General features: G+C 63.5%; 18 protein-coding genes and 1 pseudogene. 11 read left to right on the top strand and 8 right to left on the bottom strand.

Annotated elements, in window-relative coordinates:
- Positions 1–51: 51 nt before the first annotated feature.
- Together BHE01S_RS14700 and BHE01S_RS14695 are read right to left on the bottom strand one after the other, a co-directional pair.
- A complete protein-coding gene (locus tag BHE01S_RS14700; protein ID WP_042265216.1) occupies positions 52–1,248 on the bottom strand; it encodes a CaiB/BaiF CoA transferase family protein in 1,197 nt (398 codons plus the stop codon).
- 12 nt (positions 1,249–1,260) lie between these two features.
- On the bottom strand, positions 1,261–2,022 hold the full coding sequence (locus tag BHE01S_RS14695) for an enoyl-CoA hydratase/isomerase family protein (protein WP_245639746.1): 762 nt from the start codon (positions 2,020–2,022) through the stop codon (positions 1,261–1,263).
- Between the two features lie 139 nt (positions 2,023–2,161).
- On the opposite strand from BHE01S_RS14695, the gene BHE01S_RS14690 reads away from it, so the two are divergent.
- The 4 genes and pseudogenes from BHE01S_RS14690 to BHE01S_RS36780 form a co-directional block, all read left to right on the top strand.
- Complete coding sequence (locus BHE01S_RS14690; protein ID WP_042265215.1) at positions 2,162–2,848, top strand: GntR family transcriptional regulator; 687 nt, start codon at positions 2,162–2,164, stop codon at positions 2,846–2,848.
- 137 nt (positions 2,849–2,985) lie between these two features.
- Positions 2,986–4,317: an MFS transporter gene (locus BHE01S_RS14685; RefSeq protein ID WP_042265214.1), complete on the top strand. Its 1,332-nt coding sequence runs from the start codon at positions 2,986–2,988 to the stop codon at positions 4,315–4,317.
- Positions 4,318–4,663: 346 nt separating this feature from the next.
- Positions 4,664–5,782, top strand: coding sequence for a porin (locus BHE01S_RS14680; RefSeq protein ID WP_042265212.1), 1,119 nt, complete (start codon positions 4,664–4,666; stop codon positions 5,780–5,782).
- Positions 5,779–6,012: pseudogene (locus tag BHE01S_RS36780) on the top strand (helix-turn-helix domain-containing protein); the annotation flags it as partial. The gene BHE01S_RS14680 and the pseudogene BHE01S_RS36780, both read left to right, overlap by 4 nt.
- Here BHE01S_RS36780 and BHE01S_RS36775 read toward each other — a convergent pair.
- Together BHE01S_RS36775 and ribA are read right to left on the bottom strand one after the other, a co-directional pair.
- Complete coding sequence (locus tag BHE01S_RS36775) at positions 5,915–6,328, bottom strand: hypothetical protein (RefSeq protein WP_245639745.1); 414 nt, start codon at positions 6,326–6,328, stop codon at positions 5,915–5,917. The pseudogene BHE01S_RS36780 and the gene BHE01S_RS36775 overlap by 98 nt on opposite strands.
- Before the next feature lie 371 nt (positions 6,329–6,699).
- The gene (gene ribA, locus BHE01S_RS14675; RefSeq protein WP_042265211.1) at positions 6,700–7,347 is read right to left on the bottom strand and encodes a GTP cyclohydrolase II; all 648 of its coding nucleotides are present in this window, start codon (positions 7,345–7,347) and stop codon (positions 6,700–6,702) included.
- A gap of 286 nt (positions 7,348–7,633) precedes the next feature.
- Between ribA and BHE01S_RS14670 the strand changes: the two genes are divergently transcribed.
- On the top strand, positions 7,634–8,077 hold the full coding sequence (locus BHE01S_RS14670) for a CBS domain-containing protein (RefSeq protein ID WP_042265210.1): 444 nt from the start codon (positions 7,634–7,636) through the stop codon (positions 8,075–8,077).
- A 251-nt stretch (positions 8,078–8,328) separates the two neighbouring features.
- Here BHE01S_RS14670 and BHE01S_RS14665 read toward each other — a convergent pair whose 3' ends face one another.
- Together BHE01S_RS14665 and BHE01S_RS14660 are read right to left on the bottom strand one after the other, a co-directional pair.
- Positions 8,329–8,673, bottom strand: a complete 345-nt coding sequence (locus BHE01S_RS14665; protein ID WP_042265332.1) for a DUF4148 domain-containing protein — start codon at positions 8,671–8,673, stop codon at positions 8,329–8,331.
- 213 nt (positions 8,674–8,886) lie between these two features.
- Entirely contained in the window at positions 8,887–9,507 is a 621-nt protein-coding gene (locus BHE01S_RS14660) for a DNA-3-methyladenine glycosylase (RefSeq protein ID WP_042265209.1), read from the bottom strand.
- A gap of 229 nt (positions 9,508–9,736) precedes the next feature.
- Here BHE01S_RS14660 and BHE01S_RS14655 point away from each other — a divergent pair, with 229 nt between their 5' ends.
- Positions 9,737–10,129 (top strand): thioredoxin domain-containing protein, encoded by a 393-nt coding sequence (locus BHE01S_RS14655; RefSeq protein ID WP_042265330.1) that lies wholly within the window; start codon positions 9,737–9,739, stop codon positions 10,127–10,129.
- Between the two features lie 7 nt (positions 10,130–10,136).
- Here BHE01S_RS14655 and prpR read toward each other — a convergent pair whose 3' ends face one another.
- Entirely contained in the window at positions 10,137–12,173 is a 2,037-nt protein-coding gene (gene prpR, locus BHE01S_RS14650) for a propionate catabolism operon regulatory protein PrpR (RefSeq protein ID WP_042265208.1), read from the bottom strand.
- Between the two features lie 241 nt (positions 12,174–12,414).
- Here prpR and prpB point away from each other — a divergent pair, with 241 nt between their 5' ends.
- The 4 genes from prpB (at position 12,415) to prpF (ending at position 18,524) form a co-directional block, all read left to right on the top strand.
- Entirely contained in the window at positions 12,415–13,305 is an 891-nt protein-coding gene (gene prpB, locus BHE01S_RS14645) for a methylisocitrate lyase (RefSeq protein ID WP_042265207.1), read from the top strand.
- A gap of 46 nt (positions 13,306–13,351) precedes the next feature.
- On the top strand, positions 13,352–14,518 hold the full coding sequence (prpC, locus tag BHE01S_RS14640) for a bifunctional 2-methylcitrate synthase/citrate synthase (RefSeq protein ID WP_042265205.1): 1,167 nt from the start codon (positions 13,352–13,354) through the stop codon (positions 14,516–14,518).
- Positions 14,519–14,677: 159 nt separating this feature from the next.
- Complete coding sequence (acnD, locus tag BHE01S_RS14635) at positions 14,678–17,275, top strand: Fe/S-dependent 2-methylisocitrate dehydratase AcnD (RefSeq protein ID WP_042265204.1); 2,598 nt, start codon at positions 14,678–14,680, stop codon at positions 17,273–17,275.
- 58 nt (positions 17,276–17,333) lie between these two features.
- Positions 17,334–18,524: a 2-methylaconitate cis-trans isomerase PrpF gene (gene prpF / locus BHE01S_RS14630; protein ID WP_042265203.1), complete on the top strand. Its 1,191-nt coding sequence runs from the start codon at positions 17,334–17,336 to the stop codon at positions 18,522–18,524.
- Positions 18,525–18,655: 131 nt separating this feature from the next.
- Here the strand turns inward: prpF and BHE01S_RS14625 are convergent, their stop codons facing one another.
- Entirely contained in the window at positions 18,656–19,522 is an 867-nt protein-coding gene (locus BHE01S_RS14625) for a peptidoglycan DD-metalloendopeptidase family protein (protein ID WP_042265201.1), read from the bottom strand.
- Positions 19,523–20,232: 710 nt separating this feature from the next.
- Here BHE01S_RS14625 and BHE01S_RS14620 point away from each other — a divergent pair.
- Positions 20,233–21,330, top strand: a complete 1,098-nt coding sequence (locus BHE01S_RS14620) for an OpgC domain-containing protein (protein WP_042265200.1) — start codon at positions 20,233–20,235, stop codon at positions 21,328–21,330.
- Positions 21,331–21,365 lie beyond the last annotated feature (35 nt).

Below are 21,365 nucleotides of genomic sequence, written 5' to 3'. Positions count from 1 at the left end.
CCTAACTTACTGACCTATTAGTAAGCTGATCTTCGTTCATCGCGGACGGTCTCAAACGACATTCGAACTGTGCAGTTCTGCGATTGCGGTCGCACTGAAGCCAAGCTCCCGAAGGATCACATCGGTGTGTTCTCCGAGTTCCGGCGCCGGGGACGAAATCTTCGCCGGCGTACGCTCAAGTGTCACCGGCTGCGCGATCATAGGTACGACCTGCCCGTCCGCCGTGACGGCCTCCTGCACGACACCAAGATGCTGTACCTGCTTGTCCTCGAAGATCTGCGGCACGCTGTAGATCGGCCCAGCCGGGATGCTTGCGTCGTTGAGCAGGGTGACCCAATGTTCAACCGTCTTCGTTTCGAAGATCGATTGAAGTGCTGCGTTCAATTGAAGGCGGTTCTGAACGCGCGCACGGTTGCTTTCAAAGCGTGGATCGGTCAGCCATTCCGCTCTCTCTAACGTGCGACAAAGCGCTTCCCACTGCCCGGCTCCAGACACGCCGAGGTTAAACGCCCCGTCGGCCGCTTCGTATGCGCCCATCGGCGCAGCAGTTGGATGATCATTGCCTGCCGGGGCAGGAATGTCGCCTTCGACAAGATAGCGCGCAACCTGAAAGTCCAGCATGGCAATCTGCGAATGCAGCAGACTCGTGTGCACCCATTGCCCTTTCCCGCTGCGCTCGCGCTCAAAAAGGGCGGTGAGAATGCCGATTGCAGCATACAAGCCAGTGCTCGAATCCGCGACGGCAATACCCGCGCGCGTGGGTCCGCTTTCCCGTGTGCCGGTGAGCGACATCAACCCACCCATGCCTTGAATGATCTGATCGAAGCCTGGGCGCTTCGCATACGGACCATCCTGGCCAAAGCCGGAAATGCTCGCGAGAATCACCCGCTGATTGAGCCGGCTCAGCGTCTCGTAGTCCATCCCTAGTCGTGCCTTGACGTCAGGCCGCCAGTTTTCGACGACAACGTCTGCCGTTTTGACCAGACGATGGAGGATCTCGATGCCCTCGGGCGTCTTCAGGTTCAGTGTGAGGCCGCGCTTGTTGCGGTTCAGGTTCTGAAAGTCCCCTCCCTTGCGGTGGTCGGCAAACATGGAGTCATTCGCGTCGACTCCGCGTGGTGGCTCGATCCTGATCACGTCTGCGCCAAAATCGGCCAGCATCCGCACGCATGTCGGGCCCGCGCGGACTCGCGACAGATCCAGCACGCGCAACCCGGTAAGTGCGCCTTGTGGCGAGAAGTCTTGCATGAAACCTGCCTCCTATTGTCCCGTGAAGTTCGGGCGGCGCTTCTCCGCCCACGCGCGCGCGCCCTCCGCCAGGTCAGAAGACGCGGCTGCGCGGCGGATATCCGCACTCAGCGCTTCGACATCAAGGGTATTTCGCGCGATCGCGTTGAGGTGGCGCTTCATTCCTAAAAGGGGAATGGGCGCCATTGCAGCCAGATGTTCACTGAGCGCGGACACGCGGGCGTCAAGATCTTCCCGCGCAACACACTCGGACAGGAAGCCACATGCGACCAATTGTTTGGCGTCGAACTCATCACAGGTCAGAAACATCCGTTTGGCCATATCCAGACCGAGTCGCGACACGTAGCGCTCCAAGCCTCGCCTATAAAAGTGCAGCCCGAGCCGCGCAGCAGGCATGAACATGCGTGTAGCGTCGATGCCAATGCGGAAATCGCAGGCCAGCGCCAGGTCGGTCGCCCCGCCGTACACACCACCATTGATCGCGGCGATTGTGACCGGGCGGCAGTCTTCGAGCGCATTGACCACGTCTTCGAACGCCGACTTCTCGGTACGAGTCCCGAACTGTCCCAAGTCAAACCCGCTGCAGAAGTGCTTACCGCTGCCGGCAAACTGGAGCACCAGCGCGTCGGTGCCATTGACCGCAGCGATATGCGCCGACAGCACGGCGAGATCGTCCGCCCCGAGACGGTTTGCCTGCGCGGGGCGATTGAGCGTTATCCGGGCTATGAGCCCTGTCACTGTGAGCGTCGGCGCACCATCAGGTGTTTGTTCCACATGCATCCCCATCAATGTATTCGTATCTAATATTTACGTATACTTACCGCTAACAACATCCCGGTTTTCCCCAGGAGAAACTGCGTTTCTGAGGATAGGACGCGTATGATGCATGCATCAAAGGAAGCGGGGGAAGAACATGCAAGGGCAGAAACAGAATTTGACGGATACGATCAGGCGAGAGCTGAGCGATGAAATCCTCAGCGGCGCGCTACCTGGCGGTACACAGATCGACGAGCAACTGCTGGTCCGCCGCTTCGGGGTATCGCGCACGCCTGCTCGGGAGGCGCTGCTACAACTGGCTGCGACTGGCCTTGTGACCTTGATTCCGCGTCAGGGTGCGGTGGTGTCGTCCATTTCGTTGCGAGAATACGTTGGACTCAACGAAGTGCTTACTTCGCTGGAAGCCCTGGCCGCTGGACTTGCTGCCCGCCGTATCACCAACGAGGAGACCGCCGCCCTGCGTGAAAGCTATGAAGAGTGCAACGCAGCTGCCTTGCAGAACGACGCGGCTGCTTATCGTGCAGCTAACACCCGGTTCCACACCACCATCTACGATGCATGCCGCAATAACTATCTGAACCAGCAGTTGCGAACGCTGAGGGCCCGGATGCGGGGCATCATCGATATCCGCTTCGACCGTCCCGCACGTATGCGGGCCTCGCTGAAGGAGCACCACGACGTCCTAGACGCCATCCTGGCGGGTGACGAAGATGCAGCGGCCAAAGCCATGTCGAGTCACATCTCTGCTGGTGCGAACAACTTTGCTGACATGCTCGCGGCCTTCCCCAATGAACAATCGGCGCTCGCTGGGGCGACACTGTAGACCTTTAATGTATTCTCAAAATATTGCAGGGTATACGTTAAATGACGAAAAAACCGCGCTCCGGCATTCTGCGCAGATGCAGAGGGTAACGCACTCTTGATGATTCATTGTCCTCTGCCTGAAATTAAAGGGGACACATGGAACAGGAGTTCGTCACATCGGCCGAAACCGACGCATCCGCTTCAGCGGATCACGGCATCGAGCAGGTTTATCAAAAAGTCATTCGCAGGCTGTTACCGGTGCTGTTCGTCGGCTACGTTTTGTGCACCCTGGATCGACTCAATATCGGTTATGCGCACCTGCAAATGCGCTCTGATCTTGGGCTCTCGGACGCTGCATACGGTCTTGGCGCAGGTCTGTTCTTTCTTACGTACATGGCTTTCGAGGTACCTGCCAGCCTCTTGCTTCACCGCATCGGCATGCGCAAGACTATCTTCCGCATCATGTTCGGTTGGGGGGCCGTTTCTGCCGCAACGATGCTCGTGAAGTCGCCGCTCCAGTTCTACATTGCACGACTCCTGCTGGGAATGTGCGAAGCTGGCTTCTTCCCCGCGATCATCTATTACTTCGGCTGCTGGCTGCCTACACACCGGCGAGCACGAATCATTGCTGGTTTCATGATGGCGATTGTCGCGGCGAGTGTGTTCGGTGGCCCGCTTTCGGGGCTCATCATGGATCATATGGACGGCATGCGTGGGCTGCGCGGCTGGCAGTGGCTCTTTCTCATCGAGGGTCTGCCGAGTTGTGTTATTGCCTTTATCGCGTATTTCCGGCTGAGTGAGAGTCCTATAACCGCACACTTTCTTACTAACGAGGAACGGCAGGCGTTGCTGCGTGCGCTTTCCAATGATCGTGAAAGCGAGTCCACCGGTCGCCCGGCTCAGTCCTTTGCCAGTGTACTTCGCGACTGGCGCATCTATGGTCTCGCCTTTGTTTTCTATTGCACCACGTCCACAGCCTACGGGCTTGCTTTCTGGGGGCCCGCGGTCGTGAGGTCGTTTGGGGTTCAGTCGGCTTTTGATGTCGGACTTCTCATCGGTGGTCCCAGCATTCTCGCCGGTGCGGCGATGTGGCTTAATGGCGCTCATTCGGATCGGACAATGGAGCGTCGCTGGCATTTTGCTCTCCCAGCTATTGTCAGCGCCATATCTCTTGTGGCGCTTACCGTCCCGAACCTCTCCCTGCCCTCTTCCGTAATCCTGTTGTCGTTCGCCACAATAGGCATTCAGGCAGCGGTTCCGATCTTCTGGAGCGTTCCGTCCGGATATCTGGCGGCACCGGTTGCCGCCACCGGAATTGCGTTTATCAACACGATTGCCGTCTTCTCTGGTTTCGTCACACCATGGATACTCGGACTGCTCCGAGAGAAATCCGGAAACTTCGGTAGTGGCTTGTTTGTAATGTCAGTTTTTGCAGCCGCTGCGGCTGCGGCAATGCTGCTGTTCGCTCCGCGGAGCCTGAAGACGTAGCAGCCGGTCGACCACATCTCAAAAAGTCACAATTCATGCGCATAGTTTTCAGTAATACGAATTAAAGTGCGAAGACATGTCAATCCAAATACGCTGCTTTGCTCATAATTTTTCGGACTATATGCTTTGATACCCCGACAAGGCGGCATGGTTTCGTCAACTTAGTTGTGTACGAACTGCCGCTGCAATGAAGCACTTACCACGGGCCATGATCGGCAGCGCATTCCAACGTCATTTTTGGTAGGCAAACCGTGGTGATTTCGACAATAGACATTTGATTTTACTGCTCTCAGTCGACACGCGCATTCTATTTTGATGACAGTCCAATAAGAGAGAGAGGAGACACATGCGGTTAGGCAAGCATAAAGTTTGCGGCGTAGCGATTGCAATGATCGCAGGTAACGCAGCAGCAGCTGATTCCAGCGTCACGCTGTACGGTGTGGCCGATACGTATTTGCAATACCTAGACAACGGCGGGGTACATACAATCGCCCAAAAGAGCGGAGGCTCGACTGGTTCCCTGTTCGGACTGAAGGGCACAGAGGATCTCGGTGGCGGCACGACAGCCCAATTTAACGTTGAAACTGGGTTCAATCTCAACAATGGCAGTCTGTATGCCGACACAACCACTCTTTTCTACCGTCGGGCGTGGGTCGGCCTTAACGATGAAAAATACGGGTCGCTGACACTGGGCCGCCAATACGACGTCGCCTTCCGGGTGATCTATCCAACCGACCCGTTCGCATTGAACGAATCGCTATCGCCATTTTCGGCGATGGTGCTCGCCGCCGATCGCAACACACTTTCTACCCAATACGATCCGGGGCGCCTCAGCAACAGTGTGCTATACCAGACGCCGAAGATCGGAGGTGTGACGCTGTATGCCCAGTATGCATTCTCCGCAACAGTCACGCAGCCAGTACCGGCCACCTCGGGCAACTCGCTCAGTGTCGGCTTTAACTATACGGGCGCGGGTCTTTATGCCGGGTTCGCGTATGTAAACCAGCATCCGGGCACCGAGACGATCTCCACCCTCCCGGCGCCGGTTCCGCTACTCAGCACCGAGCACTTCATCGGTGCATTGGGGTACCACTTCGGTATTGTTAATGTGACGTTCAACTATACATATGAGCGTGCAAGTGACCCAGCAGCGCACTCGTTGGCCGCACTGCTTGGTACGGCGCACTCGGCTAGCCTCGCGGAGCTCGGTGCCACGATCCAGGCCACGTCAGCCGATGCTGTGACGCTGGCCGCCCTCTATCGCAACGTGCGCGGCGCCCACGACAACACTCCCGGCTTCCAGATCGGCATCGATCACTGGATCTCGAAACGTACGAGCTTCTACACCCGCGTCGGCTATCTGAAGAACAACGGGACAGCGACTGTTAGCTGGCCCGGTATTTCGGTGACTGAACCCGCTACCAATCAGTTCATGGCGGCAGTCGGTATGACGCATCGCTTCTGATCGGTCCGCAGGCGGCCCGCCGCCAAACGGTACGCGCAGCGGACACGCGGCGTGCCCGGTTGATCCTGATGCTTGACGACGGCGAAACACGTGAGGCGATCATGCAGCGGCTGCGCTGTGACTCCCGCTTCATTAGCCGTTGGTCGAGCCGGTTTCTGGCCGAACGGCTGGCAGGCCCTTACGCGCGCCATCCGGGGCGAGCTCCGGTGCATCCGCCCGAAAAGCTGGAGATTCCAGCAGATCGAAAGCTTGGGCGCGCGTTATGGAAGCCGCACGCATATCCGCGATAAGACCTAACATTGCTTTGAATATGCGTGCGACCTCGACTGCACCTTTCGTCTTTCGATTGACTTCTACATAACCCTGGAGATAATCGCGGCACAGCTGTCTGACGCTGTAAGTGTCCGGAGATGGACGAGTAGTCGCTGTTTCCGGCTTTCGTCGCAGTGCCGAAAGCTCGGCGCCCGAATCCCTTTCGACGCGGCTCTTCTCCCACGCAGTAATAGCTCCAGCAAACGACATTGCTGGCCATTCACCGAGCTTCACTTACCGCATTCGGCTATCGACTGGTGACTTATAGCGATACGTCCACGATTTGCGGCTCGTAGAAGCTTGCATGCGCAGCCCGGGAAATCCCTCAAAGGTCATGTGAGCGCCGCTCGGCAGCTTGGCTGCGGCACGTGCATCGAAGTGCATTCTTCCCTCGGCGTAGGTTTTTCTGCGGGAAGAATATCCGGCGTAGGTTCCGTTGACAACGCCGAAAAAACCTACGCCGAGATCACGAGCTTAGACGTATGGAGACAAGCGTCGTTGTGCCGCCCCGGATGGCCAACGTCGACAGTTTTCATTTTACCTTCAACTACTTGCGGATTATTTTAGCTCTCTCTGGAAGACCACAGACAGATCGGAAATTCTCACTATTCGTTTTCTTCGAAGTAATGCCCGAACTTAACCTGCTTGGTGCGGATATAACGTTCGTTTTCCTCGCGCATCGGGATCGCGAGCGCCACGCGCTCGATCACCGGGAGGCCGTGCTGCCTGAGCGTATCGAACTTCTTCGGATTGTTGCTCATCAGCCGCACCGACGACACTTTCAACAGCCGCAGGATCGCCGCCGCCGAATCGTATTCGCGCGCGTCGTCGGGCAGACCGAGATCGAGATTCGCCTCGACGGTATCGCGGCCCTGCTGTTGCAACTGGTATGCGCGGATCTTGTTCGACAGGCCGATGCCCCGGCCTTCGTGGCCACGCAGGTAAAGCAGCACGCCACGGCCTTCGGCCGCGATGTAGCGCAGCGCAAGGTCGAGCTGCTCGCCGCAGTCACAGCGGTAGGAACCGAACACGTCGCCGGTCAGGCATTCGGAGTGGAGCCGCGTCAGCGTGGGCTCGCCGCTGCCGACGTCGCCCATGACGAGCGCGAGATGCTCGGCGCCGCCGTCCTTCACCCGGTAGACATAGGACTCGAACGTGCCGTAGCGGGTCGGCAGCGTGGCGATCGCGTCAAGCACGACGCATTCGTTGGCGTTGTCGCCGTCCGCACAGGACGACTCAGGAAGCGTAGGCATGATTCTCGAGCAAAATACTGGCAAAACCGGCAAGGGACCGGGTTGAGGTTCGGAACCGGAGTTTACCGCCATTTGCTCTGCCCCGCCGCCCAGCCCCGTAGGCGTCGGCGGCGCCCGCGCCGCATGCCCCTGGCATAAATGGTGCGACCCCGCGCATACCCCAACGCCGCACAGCACGCCAGCCGCCTATACTGAAGTGGCTTTCCAATGGCTTGACGGGCGATACGCCCGGCTTGCCGCGCCACGCAATGACTGGACAACCAGAAGGACGAAGAGGGGTCGCCCTATGACAAGCGTTGCACAGGTACTCAAATCGAAGCCGGAACAGGTGGTGTACACGATCGAAGCCTCCGATTCCGTCTACAACGCAATCCGCCTCATGGCCGATAAGCAGATCGGCGCGCTGCTCGTGACCGATGGTCCAACGATCGCCGGCATCGTCACGGAGCGCGACTACGCGCGCAAGATCGTGCTGATGGACCGGTCTTCGAAAACGACCGCCGTGCGCGAGATCATGAGCGCGCACGTGCGCTTCGTCCAACCGGAGCAGACCACCTACGACTGCATGGCGCTCATGACCGAGCGGCGCATGCGTCACCTGCCCGTCATGGACGGCGGCAGGCTCGTGGGGATGGTGTCGATCGGCGACCTGGTGAAGGAAATCATCGCCGAGCAGAAGTTCACGATCGAGCAACTCGAGCACTACATCACCGGCGGGCCCGGCGCCTGACGTAACGCTGCGGCCCCTCCAGAGCGCCAGACGTGAAAAAACGCCCAATCCCTACGGGTTGGGCGAAGCCACCTTTCGGCAGCGGAGGTTCCACGCATGAAAAATCGCGCGATAGTTTGCGCGGGCGGCGTGCGACAAAGGCGGCACGGTGTCCGCCTTCGCCAGTATCGGTTGGAAGCTTCGCTGGGCGGGGCGCTGTGGGGTGCGTATCAGGCGTGCTCGAAGCGCCCGGGCACCGGCTTGCTGCCCGCTTAGTTGCCGAAGTAGATCGACTGCGACGGGTGCACTGTGGCCGGCTGGCCCGACTGCGCCGAACCCGAAGTCGACGGGCCATAACCACTCGTGTCAGCAACCGGCGCTTGCTGCGCCAGGCCTTCCTGCTGGCTCACGCGGGCTTCGGCGGCCTGGATGTCGCTCGGGTACGTCGCATCGTTGGCGGTAGCCGGGTTGTAGCCGGCCTTCTCGAGCTGGACCAATTCGGCCTTCACTTCGGCGCGCGTGACCGGACCGTTGCCTTGCACCTGGGCAAACGAAAGGGCCGGAGCAGCCACGAGGGCGGCGACAAATGCAGCTTGAATCAGGGTACGGGACTTCATGTTCATTACCTCCATCACTTGTTTTATGCCGGCGGCGGTGCCTGCCTGCATCGCCGAACCAGTGATTTCAGTTTATTGAGACAAGAGACCAGGGGAAACCCTTATTTTGGGAAAATACACTTTCAACCGCGGCAACAATGCCGCGCGGGCGACGTCCCCGAGCGCCTTGCGGGGCGGGGCTTCCCTCGGACTCCGCCGGGGCTCCCGAGCCGGTTACAGCGGGGCGGCGCTGCCGTCCAGCAGCTTGCGCGGACCGCTCACGAACCGGCTGCCCAGTTCGTAGAAGCGCAGCGGCCGGTCCATCTCCCGCGAGAGCCCGATGCGCGTCGTCACGCCCACAGGCCGCTCGGGCTCGTCCACGCGGCCGATCCAGAGTCCATGCCCGCGGCACAGGTCGACGCCATCGAAGGCCGCCGCAATGCCGAACGCCTGTGAAAGCCGCCCTGGGCCGCGCGCGAGATCGCGCAGCGGGACGCCGGGGCGCAGCGCCTCCATCGCGGCGATGCCTTCGAGCGGCTCCAGCGCGCGAAACAGGATGCCCGCGCCCACGTCCACGGCTTCGCTCGACATGTTGAACATCCAGGCACTGCCGTAGGTCAGCCGCACGTGGGCATGGCCGCGCTCGAGGAACATCGCGGCGTTATAGGGCCGGCGGCCGATGTAGGCGTAGCTCGTGGAGTCGCCCACGGGATACGCTTCGACTTCTACGAGCCGTCCTGCCATGCGCCCGCGCGCGAGGTCGCGCACGAGATATTTGCCGACCATGAAGCGCGCCAGCTCGGCGGTGTCGAGCGGCAGGTCGTCGCGATGCAGTGGCAGGATCGTTGTCGTCATCGAAGCGTTCTCGGAGTAGTCGGCTCGGGCAGCGCGGTTTCGCGGACCGGCAGAGTGTAGCGCCGGCCGCACCCGGCGACTGCCGATCTGCTGCTTGACCACGTGCGGTCGGCCATTGCGCTACCATCGTCCGCATAGCCGCGCGAACGGTTCGCGCTACCTCATGATCCGCCGCCTGTCGTTCGACGATTCGTCGCGACCCGACGAGCGCCACCGAAGGAGCCGCACGATGAACGAACAAAGCGCGATCCAATTCCTCTCGACCGTGCGCAAGCCCCTGCTCACGCTGCACAAGGCGATTCTCGACCACGAGCGCAAGGAGTACGAACGCGAATTCGGACCGGTCACGCCGGCAGCCTTCCTGCAGGTGCTCATCAACGGTTCGGGCTTTCGCTGGCTCATGCCGCTCTCGACGGTGATCGCGAACGTCGACGAAACGCTCGACGCCAGGGACGCGAGCCCGGACGATCGCATCGGCGCGGCGCAAGGCGTGGCCGCGCTCTTCTCCGGCGAGGAATCGGCGGAGTTCTACGAGCGTTATCAGGCGTTGCTGCAGGCGAGCCCCGAGATCCTGCATTTGCACGGGACGGTGGCGCCGCTGCTGAACGCCCTGAAGAACTGAGTGCGTTTCAGGCGCGCGGCGCCTTGCGGGGCGCCGTGGCCACCGTTGCCTCGGCTGCGGCGCTGCCGCGCTTGCCCCTGGCGGCGGAAAGGCGCCGCCAAAGCGTCGTCTTGCTGATGCCGAGCATCTCGCACGCGCGGTCGCGATCGCCGTTGCAGGCGTCGAGCGCGGCGCGGATTTCATCGGCTTCGGTATGGAGGCTGCGCTCGCGCAAGGTGAGCGCGCCCTCTCCTGCTGTGCCCGCGGCGCCACTCGCCGCGGGGCGCGACTCGAACACTTCCGGCGCGATCGAACGCAGTACGTCGGGCGTCAGCACGTCCTCTTCCGAATCGGCCAGCTCCACCACCATCCGCTCGACCACGTTCTGCAGCTCGCGCACGTTGCCGGGCCATGCGTGCCGCGCGAGCGCGGCGCTCACCAGCCCAAGCGTGCGCGCGGCGTCTTCGGGCGTGCGCAGGCGCACGGCTACGCGCGGCTCGCGGCGCGAGGCCTGGAACAGCAGCTCCGCCGCCAGCAACGCGATATCGGCCACGCGCTCGCGCAACGGAGGAATGGCGAGATTGAGAATGTTCAGGCGGTAGAAGAGGTCCGCGCGAAACTCGCCCGCTTCGATCTGCTCGGTGAGCGCGCGGTGCGTGGCGGCGACCACGCGCACGTCCACGCGCGTGGGCTCCGTGGCGCCGAGGCGCACCACCTCGCGCTCCTGCAGCACGCGCAGCAGGCGGCTCTGCAAGGGCAACGGCATCTCGCCGATTTCATCGAGAAAGAGCGTGCCGCGGTGCGCCGCCTCGATGAGCCCCACCTTGCCGCCGCGCCGCGCGCCCGTGAACGCGCCCTCCTCGTAGCCGAACAGCTCGCTCTCCAGCAGCGCCTCGGGAAACGCGCCGCAATTCATCGCGACGAACGGAAAGTCGCGCCGCGGGCTCTCGCGATGAATGCCCTGCGCGATCATCTCCTTGCCGGTGCCGCTTTCACCGCGGATCAGCACCGTGGCGTCCGACTTCGCATAGCGCCGCGCGAGCTGGCGCACGCGCTCGATGCCAGGCGTCGCGCCGCTCAGATCGTCCAGCCGGTAGCGCGCGACGAACTGCGGCGTGCGCTGACGCGAGCGCAGCGTGCGGTCGAGCCGCTCCACCGCGCGCGACTCCTGGAACGTGAGCACGGCGCCCGTCGTCACGCCGTTGTCGACGAGCGGCCCGCGATGCACGACATAACTCACGCCGCGCACCGTCTCGAGCGATTCGCCATCGGCGTCGGGCAGCGCGAAGGCGATGTCGGGCGCGAGCGCAGCGAGCGGCTGGCCCGCGGCCGCCGCCGGATCGATGCCGAGCACGGCCGCGAGGCGCTGGTTGATCGCCTCCACGCGGCCGCGCGCGTCGAGCGCGACCACCCCATCGCGCAGATGCTGCAGCACGCTGTCGAGGCGCTGGCGGCGCTGCGTTTCGCGCCAGGTGGCTTGCACGAGATCGAGCGCGTTGTCGAACGCCGCGCGCACCGAGGGCCGCGAGTAGACGAAAAACGGCACGAGCCCGAGCCGGGCCGCAAGGTCGTTGACGAGGCCCGGCCCCACGACCGCCCCCACGCCGCGGTCGCGCAGGTCGAGCACGCAGGCCTCGGCGTCCTGGACCGTGCGGTACTGGCCGAACACCACGTCGATGCCATAGGCACTGACAAAGCGCCGCACCTCGACGGGCGTCTCGCCGTAGGTGACGAGCGCGACGAGATCGGCCTCGCGCCGCGCGCGGGCGAGCGCCTGCATCACGTCGAAGCCGGTGGGCTGCACGAGCACCACGGGCACGTCGATACGCGCCTTCAGGTAGGTGCCGTTCGAGCCCGCCGCCACTACCACATCGGGCCGCTGGTTCGGCCCCGCCGCGGCGATTTCGGCCACCGCTTCCTCGAAGCCGCGCGGCACCACGCGCAGGTCCGCGAGCTCGTCGTATTCGCGGGCGATGTCGCGAAACAGGTCGCGCAGGCGGCTGATGCCCATGGCCCACACGCGCGGGCGGATGGCGGAAGAAGCGGGAGCGGGAAAGCGGTTCATGATGTCCAACGATACGGTCCGGGCGTCTGGCGCCCGGCCGAAGCGGCCGAAACCCGGCCGTCGGCCAGTTTTCGCATTATCGCGCGCCGATTTCATTTTTGAAATGACGATTTCATCGTGGAAATCAGGGTCGGCTGCCGGCGCACGCGATTGCGGCGCAAAATCAACGAGTTAGCCTCGCTGCTCGGAGCTGGCACGCTACCTGCAGTATGGGATCGCGATTCAACTGGAGACATCCCGCATGAACAACCCATCCCCCGCAAGCGCCGGCGCGAAATTCCGCGCAGCCGTGGCCGCCGAACAACCGCTGCAAGTCGTCGGCGCCATCACCGCGTATGCGGCCAAGCTCGCGCAGGCGACCGGCTTCAAGGCCGTTTATCTCTCGGGCGGCGGCGTGGCCGCCAACTCGCTCGGCGTGCCGGACCTCGGCATCAGCACCATGGACGACGTGCTGATCGACGCCCGCCGCATCACCGACGCCGTGGACATTCCGCTGATGGTCGACATCGACACCGGCTGGGGCGGCGCCTTCAACATCGCGCGCACGATCAAGTCGTTCATCAAGGCGGGCGTGGCAGCCGTGCACCTGGAAGACCAGGTGGGTCAGAAGCGCTGCGGCCATCGCCCGAACAAGGAAGTCGTGGCGACCGGCGAGATGGTGGACCGCGTGAAGGCCGCCGTGGACGCGCGCACCGACGAGGGCTTCGTCATCATGGCCCGCACCGATGCGGCCGCCGTGGAAGGCATCGACGCCGCGATCGAGCGCGCCGTGGCCTACGTGGAAGCGGGCGCGGACATGATCTTCCCCGAAGCGATGAAGACGCTCGACGACTACCGCCGCTTCCGCGCCGCCGTGAAGGTGCCGATTCTCGCCAACCTCACGGAATTCGGTTCGACGCCGTTCTTCACGACCGAAGAACTCAAGAGCGCGAACGTGGATATCGCGCTCTACTGCTGCGGCGCGTATCGTGCGATGAACGCCGCCGCGCTGAACTTCTACGAGACCGTCAAGCGCGACGGCACGCAGAAGGCCGCCGTCCCGACGATGCAGTCGCGCGAAGACCTCTATCGCTACCTCGGCTATCACGCGTACGAAGACAAGCTCGACGCACTCTTTGCCGCGAAGAAGTAAATCCGGCCATACCGTTCACCGATATATATAGAGAGAGGAAGACACCATGAGCGAAGCAGAAAACACCACGCAAGCCGCAGGCGGTTTCAAGCCGAAGAAGTCCGTTGCGCTCTCGGGCGTGGCGGCGGGCAACACGGCGCTGTGCACCGTGGGCCGCACCGGCAACGACCTGCACTATCGCGGCTACGACATTCTCGACCTCGCCACCGCGTGCGAATTCGAAGAAGTCGCGTACCTGCTCGTGCACGGCAAGCTGCCGAACACGGCCGAACTGGCCGGTTACAAGGCCAGGCTCAAGGCGCTGCGCGGCCTGCCCGCCAACGTGAAGACGGCGCTCGAAGCCGTGCCCGCCTCGGCGCACCCGATGGACGTGATGCGCACCGGCGTCTCGATGCTCGGCACCGTGCTGCCCGAGAAAGACGACCACAACCTGCCGGGCGCACGCGATATCGCCGACCGCCTGATGGCCTCGCTCGGCTCGATGCTGCTGTACTGGTATCACTTTTCGCACAACGGCAAGCGCATCGAAGTCGAAACCGACGACGACTCGATCGGCGGCCACTTCCTGCATCTGCTGCACGGCCGCGCGCCGTCGAAGTCGTGGGTGGACGCGATGCACGTGTCGCTCAACCTGTATGCCGAGCACGAGTTCAATGCCTCGACGTTCACGGGCCGCGTGATCGCGGGCACGGGCTCGGACATCTACTCGGCCATCACGGGCGCGATCGGCGCGCTGCGCGGCCCGAAGCACGGCGGCGCGAACGAAGTCGCGTTCGAGATCCAGTCGCGCTACGAAAACGCCGACGACGCGGAAGCCGATATCCGTGCGCGCGTGGAAAAGAAGGAAGTGGTGATCGGCTTCGGCCACCCGGTGTACACGATCTCGGACCCGCGCAACAAGGTCATCAAGGAAATCGCGAAGAAGCTCTCGAAGGAGCAGTCGAACATGAAGCTGTTCGATATCGCCGAGCGCCTCGAATCGACGATGTGGGAAGTCAAGAAGATGTTCCCGAACCTCGACTGGTTCAGCGCGGTGTCGTATCACATGATGGGCGTGCCGACCGCCATGTTCACGCCGATCTTCGTGATCGCGCGCACGGCCGGCTGGAGCGCGCACATCATCGAGCAGCGCATCGACAACAAGATCATCCGCCCGAGCGCGAATTACACGGGTCCGGAGAATCTGAAGTTCACGCCGATCAGCAAGCGCTGACGCGCGCCGGATCAGGCACACCCGCCGCCCGGACGGACTATGACGTTCGGACGACTGGGAGACGGCGGCGCGCGCGTATAGAGTGAGGACATTCGCTCACGGCGCTCGCGGCCGCCGCCAACCCCGCCGCCAACCCACTACCTCTTTGGTCCCCAAGCCGTGAATACCGCCTACCGCAAGTCCCTCCCCGGCACCCGGCTCGATTACTTCGACGCGCGCGAAGCCGTCGAGGCCATCCAGCCCGGCGCCTACGACACGCTGCCGTACACCTCGCGCGTGCTCGCCGAAAACCTCGTGCGCCGCTGCGACCCGGCCGCGCTCACCGCATCGCTCGAGCAGCTCATCGAACGCAAGCGCGACCTCGACTTTCCGTGGTTCCCCGCGCGCGTGGTCTGCCACGACATCCTCGGGCAAACCGCGCTCGTCGACCTCGCGGGCCTGCGCGACGCCATTGCCGACCAGGGCGGCGACCCCGCCAAGGTGAATCCGGTCGTACCCGTGCAGCTGATCGTCGACCACTCGCTCGCCGTGGAATGCGGCGGCTTCGACCCGGACGCGTTCAGGAAGAACCGCGCGATCGAAGACCGGCGCAATGAAGACCGCTTCGACTTCATCAACTGGACGAAGAAGGCGTTCAAGAACGTCGACGTGATTCCGCCGGGCAACGGCATCATGCACCAGATCAATCTGGAGAAAATGTCGCCCGTGATCCAGGCGCGTGAAGGCGTGGCGTTCCCCGATACCTGCGTGGGCACCGACAGCCACACGCCGCACGTCGATGCGCTCGGCGTGATTGCCATTGGCGTGGGCGGCCTCGAAGCCGAAAACGTCATGCTCGGCCGCGCCTCGTGGATGCGCCTGCCCGATATCGTCGGCGTGGAGCTGACTGGCAAGCGCCAGCCCGGCATCACTGCCACCGACATCGTGCTCGCCCTCACCGAATTCCTGCGCAAGGAAAAGGTCGTGGGCGCGTATCTGGAGTTCCGCGGCGAGGGCGCGTCGAGCCTCACGCTCGGCGACCGCGCCACGATCTCCAACATGGCCCCGGAATATGGCGCCACGGCTGCGATGTTCTTCATCGACAACCAGACGCTCGACTATCTGCGCCTGACGGGACGCGAAGAAGAGCAGATCAGGCTCGTCGAAACCTATGCGAAGACCGCGGGCCTCTGGGCCGACACGCTCGCTCACGCGCAATACGAGCGCACGCTCACGTTCGATCTTTCGAGCGTGGTGCGCAACATGGCGGGCCCGTCGAACCCGCACAAGCGTCTGCCGACTTCGGCACTCGCCGAGCGCGGCATTGCGGGCAAGTGGGAAGAAACGCCGGGCCAGATGCCGGATGGCGCGGTCATCATCGCCGCCATCACGAGCTGCACGAACACGAGCAACCCGCGCAACGTGATCGCAGCCGCCCTGCTCGCGCGCAACGCGAACGCGCGCGGCCTCACGCGCAAGCCGTGGGTGAAGAGCTCGCTCGCACCGGGGTCGAAGGCCGTCGAGCTTTACCTGGAAGACGCGAAGCTGCTGCCCGAGCTGGAAAAGCTGGGCTTCGGCATTGTCGGGTTCGCCTGCACCACATGTAACGGCATGTCGGGCGCGCTCGACCCGAAGATCCAGCAGGAGATCATCGACCGCGACCTGTACGCAACCGCCGTGCTCTCGGGCAACCGCAACTTCGACGGCCGCATTCACCCGTATGCGAAGCAGGCGTTCCTCGCCTCGCCGCCGCTCGTCGTCGCGTATGCGATTGCGGGCACGATCCGGTTCGACATCGAGCGCGATTCGCTCGGCACGGACAAGGACGGCAAGCCTGTGTACCTCAAGGACCTCTGGCCGACCGACGAAGAGATCGACGCCATCGTCGCGAAGAGCGTGAAGCCCGAACAGTTCCGCAAGGTGTACGGCCCGATGTTCGCGGTTACTGCTGCGAGCGGCGAAACGACCGACCCGCTCTACGACTGGCGCGCCCAAAGCACGTATATTCGCCGTCCGCCGTACTGGGAAGGCGCGCTGGCCGGTGAGCGCACGCTCAAGGGCCTGCGCCCGCTCGCCGTGCTCGGCGACAACATCACGACGGACCACCTCTCGCCTTCCAATGCAATCCTGCCGAACAGCGCGGCGGGCGAGTACCTCGCGAAAATGGGCCTGCCCGAAGAGGACTTCAACTCGTACGCGACGCACCGCGGCGACCACCTCACGGCACAGCGCGCAACCTTCGCAAACCCGACGCTCATCAACGAGATGGCCGTGGTGGACGGCGCGGTGAAGAAGGGCTCGCTCGCGCGCATCGAGCCCGAAGGCAAGGTCACGCGCATGTGGGAAGCCATCGAAACCTACATGGAACGCAAGCAGCCGCTCATCATCATTGCGGGCGCGGACTACGGCCAGGGCTCGTCGCGCGACTGGGCGGCCAAGGGCGTGCGTCTCGCTGGCGTGGAAGTGATCGTGGCCGAAGGCTTCGAGCGCATTCACCGCACGAACCTGATCGGCATGGGCGTGCTGCCGCTGGAGTTCAAGCCGGGCACGAACCGCACGACGCTCGGCATCGACGGCACGGAAACCTATGACGTGATCGGCGAGCGCACGCCTCGCGCCGACCTCACGCTCGTGATTCGCCGCAGGAACGGCGAGCGCGTGGAAGTGCCGGTCACCTGCCGGCTCGATACGGCCGAAGAAGTCTCGATCTACGAAGCAGGCGGCGTGCTGCAGCGTTTCGCGCAGGACTTCCTGGAATCGTCACAGGCAGCGGCATAAACGGGAAACGGGCGGCGCAGCGGTCACGCGCGCGCCGCCCTTCGTTTCAGGACAACACATGGCACACGTACCCCAGATCAAGATTCCCGCCACCTACATCCGCGGCGGCACCAGCAAAGGCGTGTTCTTCCGCCTCCAGGATCTGCCCGCTTCGGCGCAGCAGCCTGGCGTTGCGCGCGACAGGCTGCTCATGCGCGTGATCGGCAGCCCCGACCCGTACGGCAAGCAGATCGACGGCATGGGCGGCGCGACGTCGAGCACGAGCAAGACCGTGATTCTGGCCAAAAGCAGCAAGCCGGACCACGACGTCGACTACCTGTTCGGCCAGGTCGCCATCGACAAGGCCTTTGTGGACTGGAGCGGCAACTGCGGCAATCTCTCCGCCGCGGTAGGCCCGTTCGCGATCAGCGGCAGCCTCGTCGACCCGAGCCGCGTGCCCGACAACGGCGTGGCGACCGTGCGCATCTGGCAGGCCAACATCGGCAAGACCATCATCGCGCACGTGCCGATGACGAACGGCCACGTGCAGGAGACGGGCGACTTCGAACTGGACGGCGTGACTTTCCCCGCCGCCGAAGTGCAGCTCGAATTCCTCGACCCGGCCGCCGAGGAGGAAGGCGCCGGGGGCGCGATGTTCCCCACCGGCAATCTCGTGGACGACCTCGAAGTGCCGGGCGTGGGCACGCTCAAGGCCACGATGATCAACGCGGGCATTCCGACGATCTTCGTGAACGCCGAGGCCATCGGCTACACGGGCACGGAATTGCAGGACGCGATCAACAGCGACGCGCAGGCACTCGAGAAGTTCGAGACGATCCGCGCGCACGGCGCGCTGCGCATGGGCCTCATCAAGCATCTCGACGAGATCGCCACGCGCCAGCACACGCCGAAAATCGCTTTCGTGGCGAAGCCCGCGGGCTATACGGCGTCGAGCGGCAAGCGAGTGGAGGCCGGCGATGTGGACCTGCTCGTGCGCGCCATGTCGATGGGCAAGCTCCACCACGCCATGATGGGCACGGCGGCCGTGGCGATCGGCACCGCGGCGGCCATTCCCGGCACGCTCGTGAATCTCGCGGCGGGCGGCGGCGAACGCAGTGCGGTGCGCTTCGGGCATCCGTCGGGCACGCTGCGCGTGGGCGCCGAGGCGCGTCAGGAAAACGGCGAATGGACGGTCACGAAGGCCATCATGAGCCGCAGCGCGCGCGTGCTGATGGAAGGATGGGTGCGGGTGCCGGGAGACGCGTTTTAAGGCGCGCTTTCAAGAAGTGCGCGGTTTGCGGTGGTGAAAGAAAACCGCCCTGACGTTGCGATACGTCAGGGCGGTTTTGCTGTTTTCGCCGCGTCGTCCGGACGCCGGAAAGGCGACTCCCGGCGCCGCCTTCAGCCCTGCGGCGACGACGGCAAATACGGCATCGGGTCCACCGGCTTGCCATCGCGGCGCACCTCGAACAGCACCGCCACGCGATCATTGTTCTCGCTGCCCATCTCGGCGATCTGCTGGCCCTGATGCACCATGTCGCCGGTCTTCACGAGCAGGCGGCGGTTGTGCGAGTAAGCCGTGAGGAAGTCTTTATTGTGCTGGACGATGATCAGGCTGCCGTATTCGTTCAGGCCCGTGCCCGCATACATGACCTTGCCGTCTGCTGCGGCGATCACGGGGTCGCCGGCCTTGCCCGCGATCTCAATGCCGCGCGTCGCGCCCGGCGCGAACGGTTCGACCACGCGGCCGTGCGCCGGCCATACGAGCGCCACGCTGTTGGCGTGGCGTGCCATTTCGGCGGCAACCTGGCGGTTTCCGGCTGCGCTCGCGGTGGAGTTCGCCGTTGCGCCGCCAGCTTGTGGCGCGGCCACCTGAACGGTAATCGTCTGCTTCGATACCAGCTTGATCGATTGGCCTGCGCGTAGATGACCGTTCGGCTTCAGGTGGTTCCAGGCGGCCAGATCCTTGACCGACACGCTGTGCTTTTGCGCGATGCGCTGCAGCGTGTCGCCGCGGCGCACGCGCACATACGTCGTTTTCGTGACGACGCGCGTGACGGGCGCACTCGCCGCCTGTTGTTGTGCGCTGCTGGCATCGGCGCTCGCTGCGTCGGGGGCCGGGGTCGCCGTTGCCGCCGTGTCGGGCTGCGGTTGTTGCTGCGGTTGCTGCGGGTTCATGTTGGCGCAGCCGCCCAGCAGGGCCGCCAGCCCCAACGCAGCCCACAACCCTTTGAGACCACGCTGGCCGATACGATCGTCTTCGAACATTGTTCTCTCCTGCGGTGCTTGCGGCCGTGCGATGCAGCGAGGTGGATGCCCGGGAAGGTCTGCTGCGGATGCCGCGCTCCCACCCCTCATGACACTCCGGCTCGCCTGCGCCGGCCGTTTCGATCTGTGTCTAAATCGACTACATCTCGAACCATAAACATTCAACGCACGCGATCGTCAACTTAACGAACGAGCGTGCGATCTCAAATTCGATCCGGCATTGTAAAGCGCAACGCCACGAAATCAGCCCAGGGAGAACACTTTGAAACAAATGTTAATTAGCCGAATTCTTGCTCCGTCAAGGCATCGGCAAAGGGCCAGAAGTAACTGCCCAAATCCGCGTCACGTTCGCCGCGGCGGCATGATCGTGCCCCTTCCCTGCCATATCGGCACATGTCCCAGAAACTTGAACGGCACACCGGGCGGCGCTCACTGAAAGGTATTTGAAATTACGCTAACATCGGCGGCGTCAACGTAAACCCGCATCTGGCTGGAACCCTTGCGTATTCTTCAGGTCTTTTCCTGCGTTTGTCGTGCGGCCGCCCTAGTAGCCACGTCACGGTTTCCGGCGCGAGGCGCTCCGCGAACCTTGCCCGAACTCCTGATTTCCTGACTTTTCAGGCAGGTACTTCCAGCATCTGCCCGCCCGGCCCGTTTTGCATCGTCGGCTGCTTCATGCGCCCCATGCCGGCCCGGCCTGCTGCCCCAACATGTCAAAGTCATCCAACCGTCTAGTCGAACTCGATTTCTTCCGTGGCCTCGTCCTGCTGATCATCGTCGTCGATCACATCGGCGGCAGCATCGTCTCGCGCGTCACGCTGCACGCCTACGCGCTGTGCGACGCGGCCGAGGTCTTCGTCTTCCTCGGCGGCTTCGCCACGGCCACCGCGTGGGCCGCGCTGTGCACGCGCCGCACCGAGGCCGCGGCGCGGCAGCGCTTCATCAGGCGCGCGTTCGAGATATACCGCGCGTTCGTCGTGACGGCGCTGTTGATGCTGCTCGTGACCGCGATTCTCGTGGCGTGCAACGTCGATGCGCCCAACCTCGCCACCACCGATCTCGACGATCTCACGCTCGCGCCCGCAGCCGCGTTGCGCGACATCGTGCTGTTGCGCCGCCAGCCGTATCTGGCCGGCGTGCTGCCGATGTACGCTTGCTTCGCCCTCGCCGCCCCGCTCGCGTTGCCGCTCGCGCGCACGCGGCCATGGCTGCTGCTGGCCATGAGCCTCGCACTCTGGGGCGTTGCGCCGGCCCTTGCGCCATGGCTGCCGCACGTCGAAGACGTGCAATGGGACTTCAATCCGTTCGGCTGGCAGTTGATGTTCGTGCTCGGCGTGATCGCGCAGGCGCAGCCCGTGTTCCAGCGGGTAAGCACGCACCGTTTCGGCACGCTCGTGACCCTCGCTGCACTCGCCGTCGTGGCGGGCGCCGCGATCTATCGCCTGCAGCTCGGCAACGTCGCGCTCGACGGCGAGTTCAAGCGCAACCTCGCATGGTTTCGCGTGCTCAACTTCCTTGGCATCGCATGGCTCACGGCGCATGTCATTCGCCTCGGCTGGGCGAAGCGCGTAGCGCATGCGCTGCCCTGGGTGGGCCTCGTCGGCCGCAAGGGGATGCTCTCGTTCGTGGCCGGCGCCGTGATTTCGCTCACGGTCGACTCGGTGCTCTACTGGTACACCGACGGCTATCTGAACGTGCCGCTCGGCCTCTGCGCCGACGCCGTCGCGATCACCGCGCTGCTGCTCGTCGCGCGCGCGTCCGACCCGCTCAAGCGGCTCCTGCCTTCGCGCGCCAAAGCTTCCACCTGAAGCGACGGCGCGGCTTCCCGGGCCATGCCGCGCGC

Source organism: Paraburkholderia heleia NBRC 101817, from assembly GCF_000739775.1.
Classification (GTDB): Bacteria; Pseudomonadota; Gammaproteobacteria; order Burkholderiales; family Burkholderiaceae; genus Paraburkholderia; species Paraburkholderia heleia.
Note: the sequence above shows the minus strand (reverse complement) of the source record. Positions and strands in the feature narration are given on the sequence as shown.

Coding starts and splice junctions, on each gene's coding strand:
- BHE01S_RS14700 (WP_042265216.1), bottom strand. CDS start 1,248: ATGCAAGACTTCTCGCCACAAGGCGCACTTACCGGGTTGCGCGTGCTG.
- BHE01S_RS14690 (WP_042265215.1), top strand. CDS start 2,162: ATGCAAGGGCAGAAACAGAATTTGACGGATACGATCAGGCGAGAGCTG.
- BHE01S_RS14685 (WP_042265214.1), top strand. CDS start 2,986: ATGGAACAGGAGTTCGTCACATCGGCCGAAACCGACGCATCCGCTTCA.
- BHE01S_RS14680 (WP_042265212.1), top strand. CDS start 4,664: ATGCGGTTAGGCAAGCATAAAGTTTGCGGCGTAGCGATTGCAATGATC.
- ribA (WP_042265211.1), bottom strand. CDS start 7,347: ATGCCTACGCTTCCTGAGTCGTCCTGTGCGGACGGCGACAACGCCAAC.
- BHE01S_RS14670 (WP_042265210.1), top strand. CDS start 7,634: ATGACAAGCGTTGCACAGGTACTCAAATCGAAGCCGGAACAGGTGGTG.
- BHE01S_RS14665 (WP_042265332.1), bottom strand. CDS start 8,673: ATGAAGTCCCGTACCCTGATTCAAGCTGCATTTGTCGCCGCCCTCGTG.
- BHE01S_RS14660 (WP_042265209.1), bottom strand. CDS start 9,507: ATGACGACAACGATCCTGCCACTGCATCGCGACGACCTGCCGCTCGAC.
- BHE01S_RS14655 (WP_042265330.1), top strand. CDS start 9,737: ATGAACGAACAAAGCGCGATCCAATTCCTCTCGACCGTGCGCAAGCCC.
- prpR (WP_042265208.1), bottom strand. CDS start 12,173: ATGAACCGCTTTCCCGCTCCCGCTTCTTCCGCCATCCGCCCGCGCGTG.
- prpB (WP_042265207.1), top strand. CDS start 12,415: ATGAACAACCCATCCCCCGCAAGCGCCGGCGCGAAATTCCGCGCAGCC.
- prpC (WP_042265205.1), top strand. CDS start 13,352: ATGAGCGAAGCAGAAAACACCACGCAAGCCGCAGGCGGTTTCAAGCCG.
- prpF (WP_042265203.1), top strand. CDS start 17,334: ATGGCACACGTACCCCAGATCAAGATTCCCGCCACCTACATCCGCGGC.
- BHE01S_RS14625 (WP_042265201.1), bottom strand. CDS start 19,522: ATGTTCGAAGACGATCGTATCGGCCAGCGTGGTCTCAAAGGGTTGTGG.
- BHE01S_RS14620 (WP_042265200.1), top strand. CDS start 20,233: ATGTCAAAGTCATCCAACCGTCTAGTCGAACTCGATTTCTTCCGTGGC.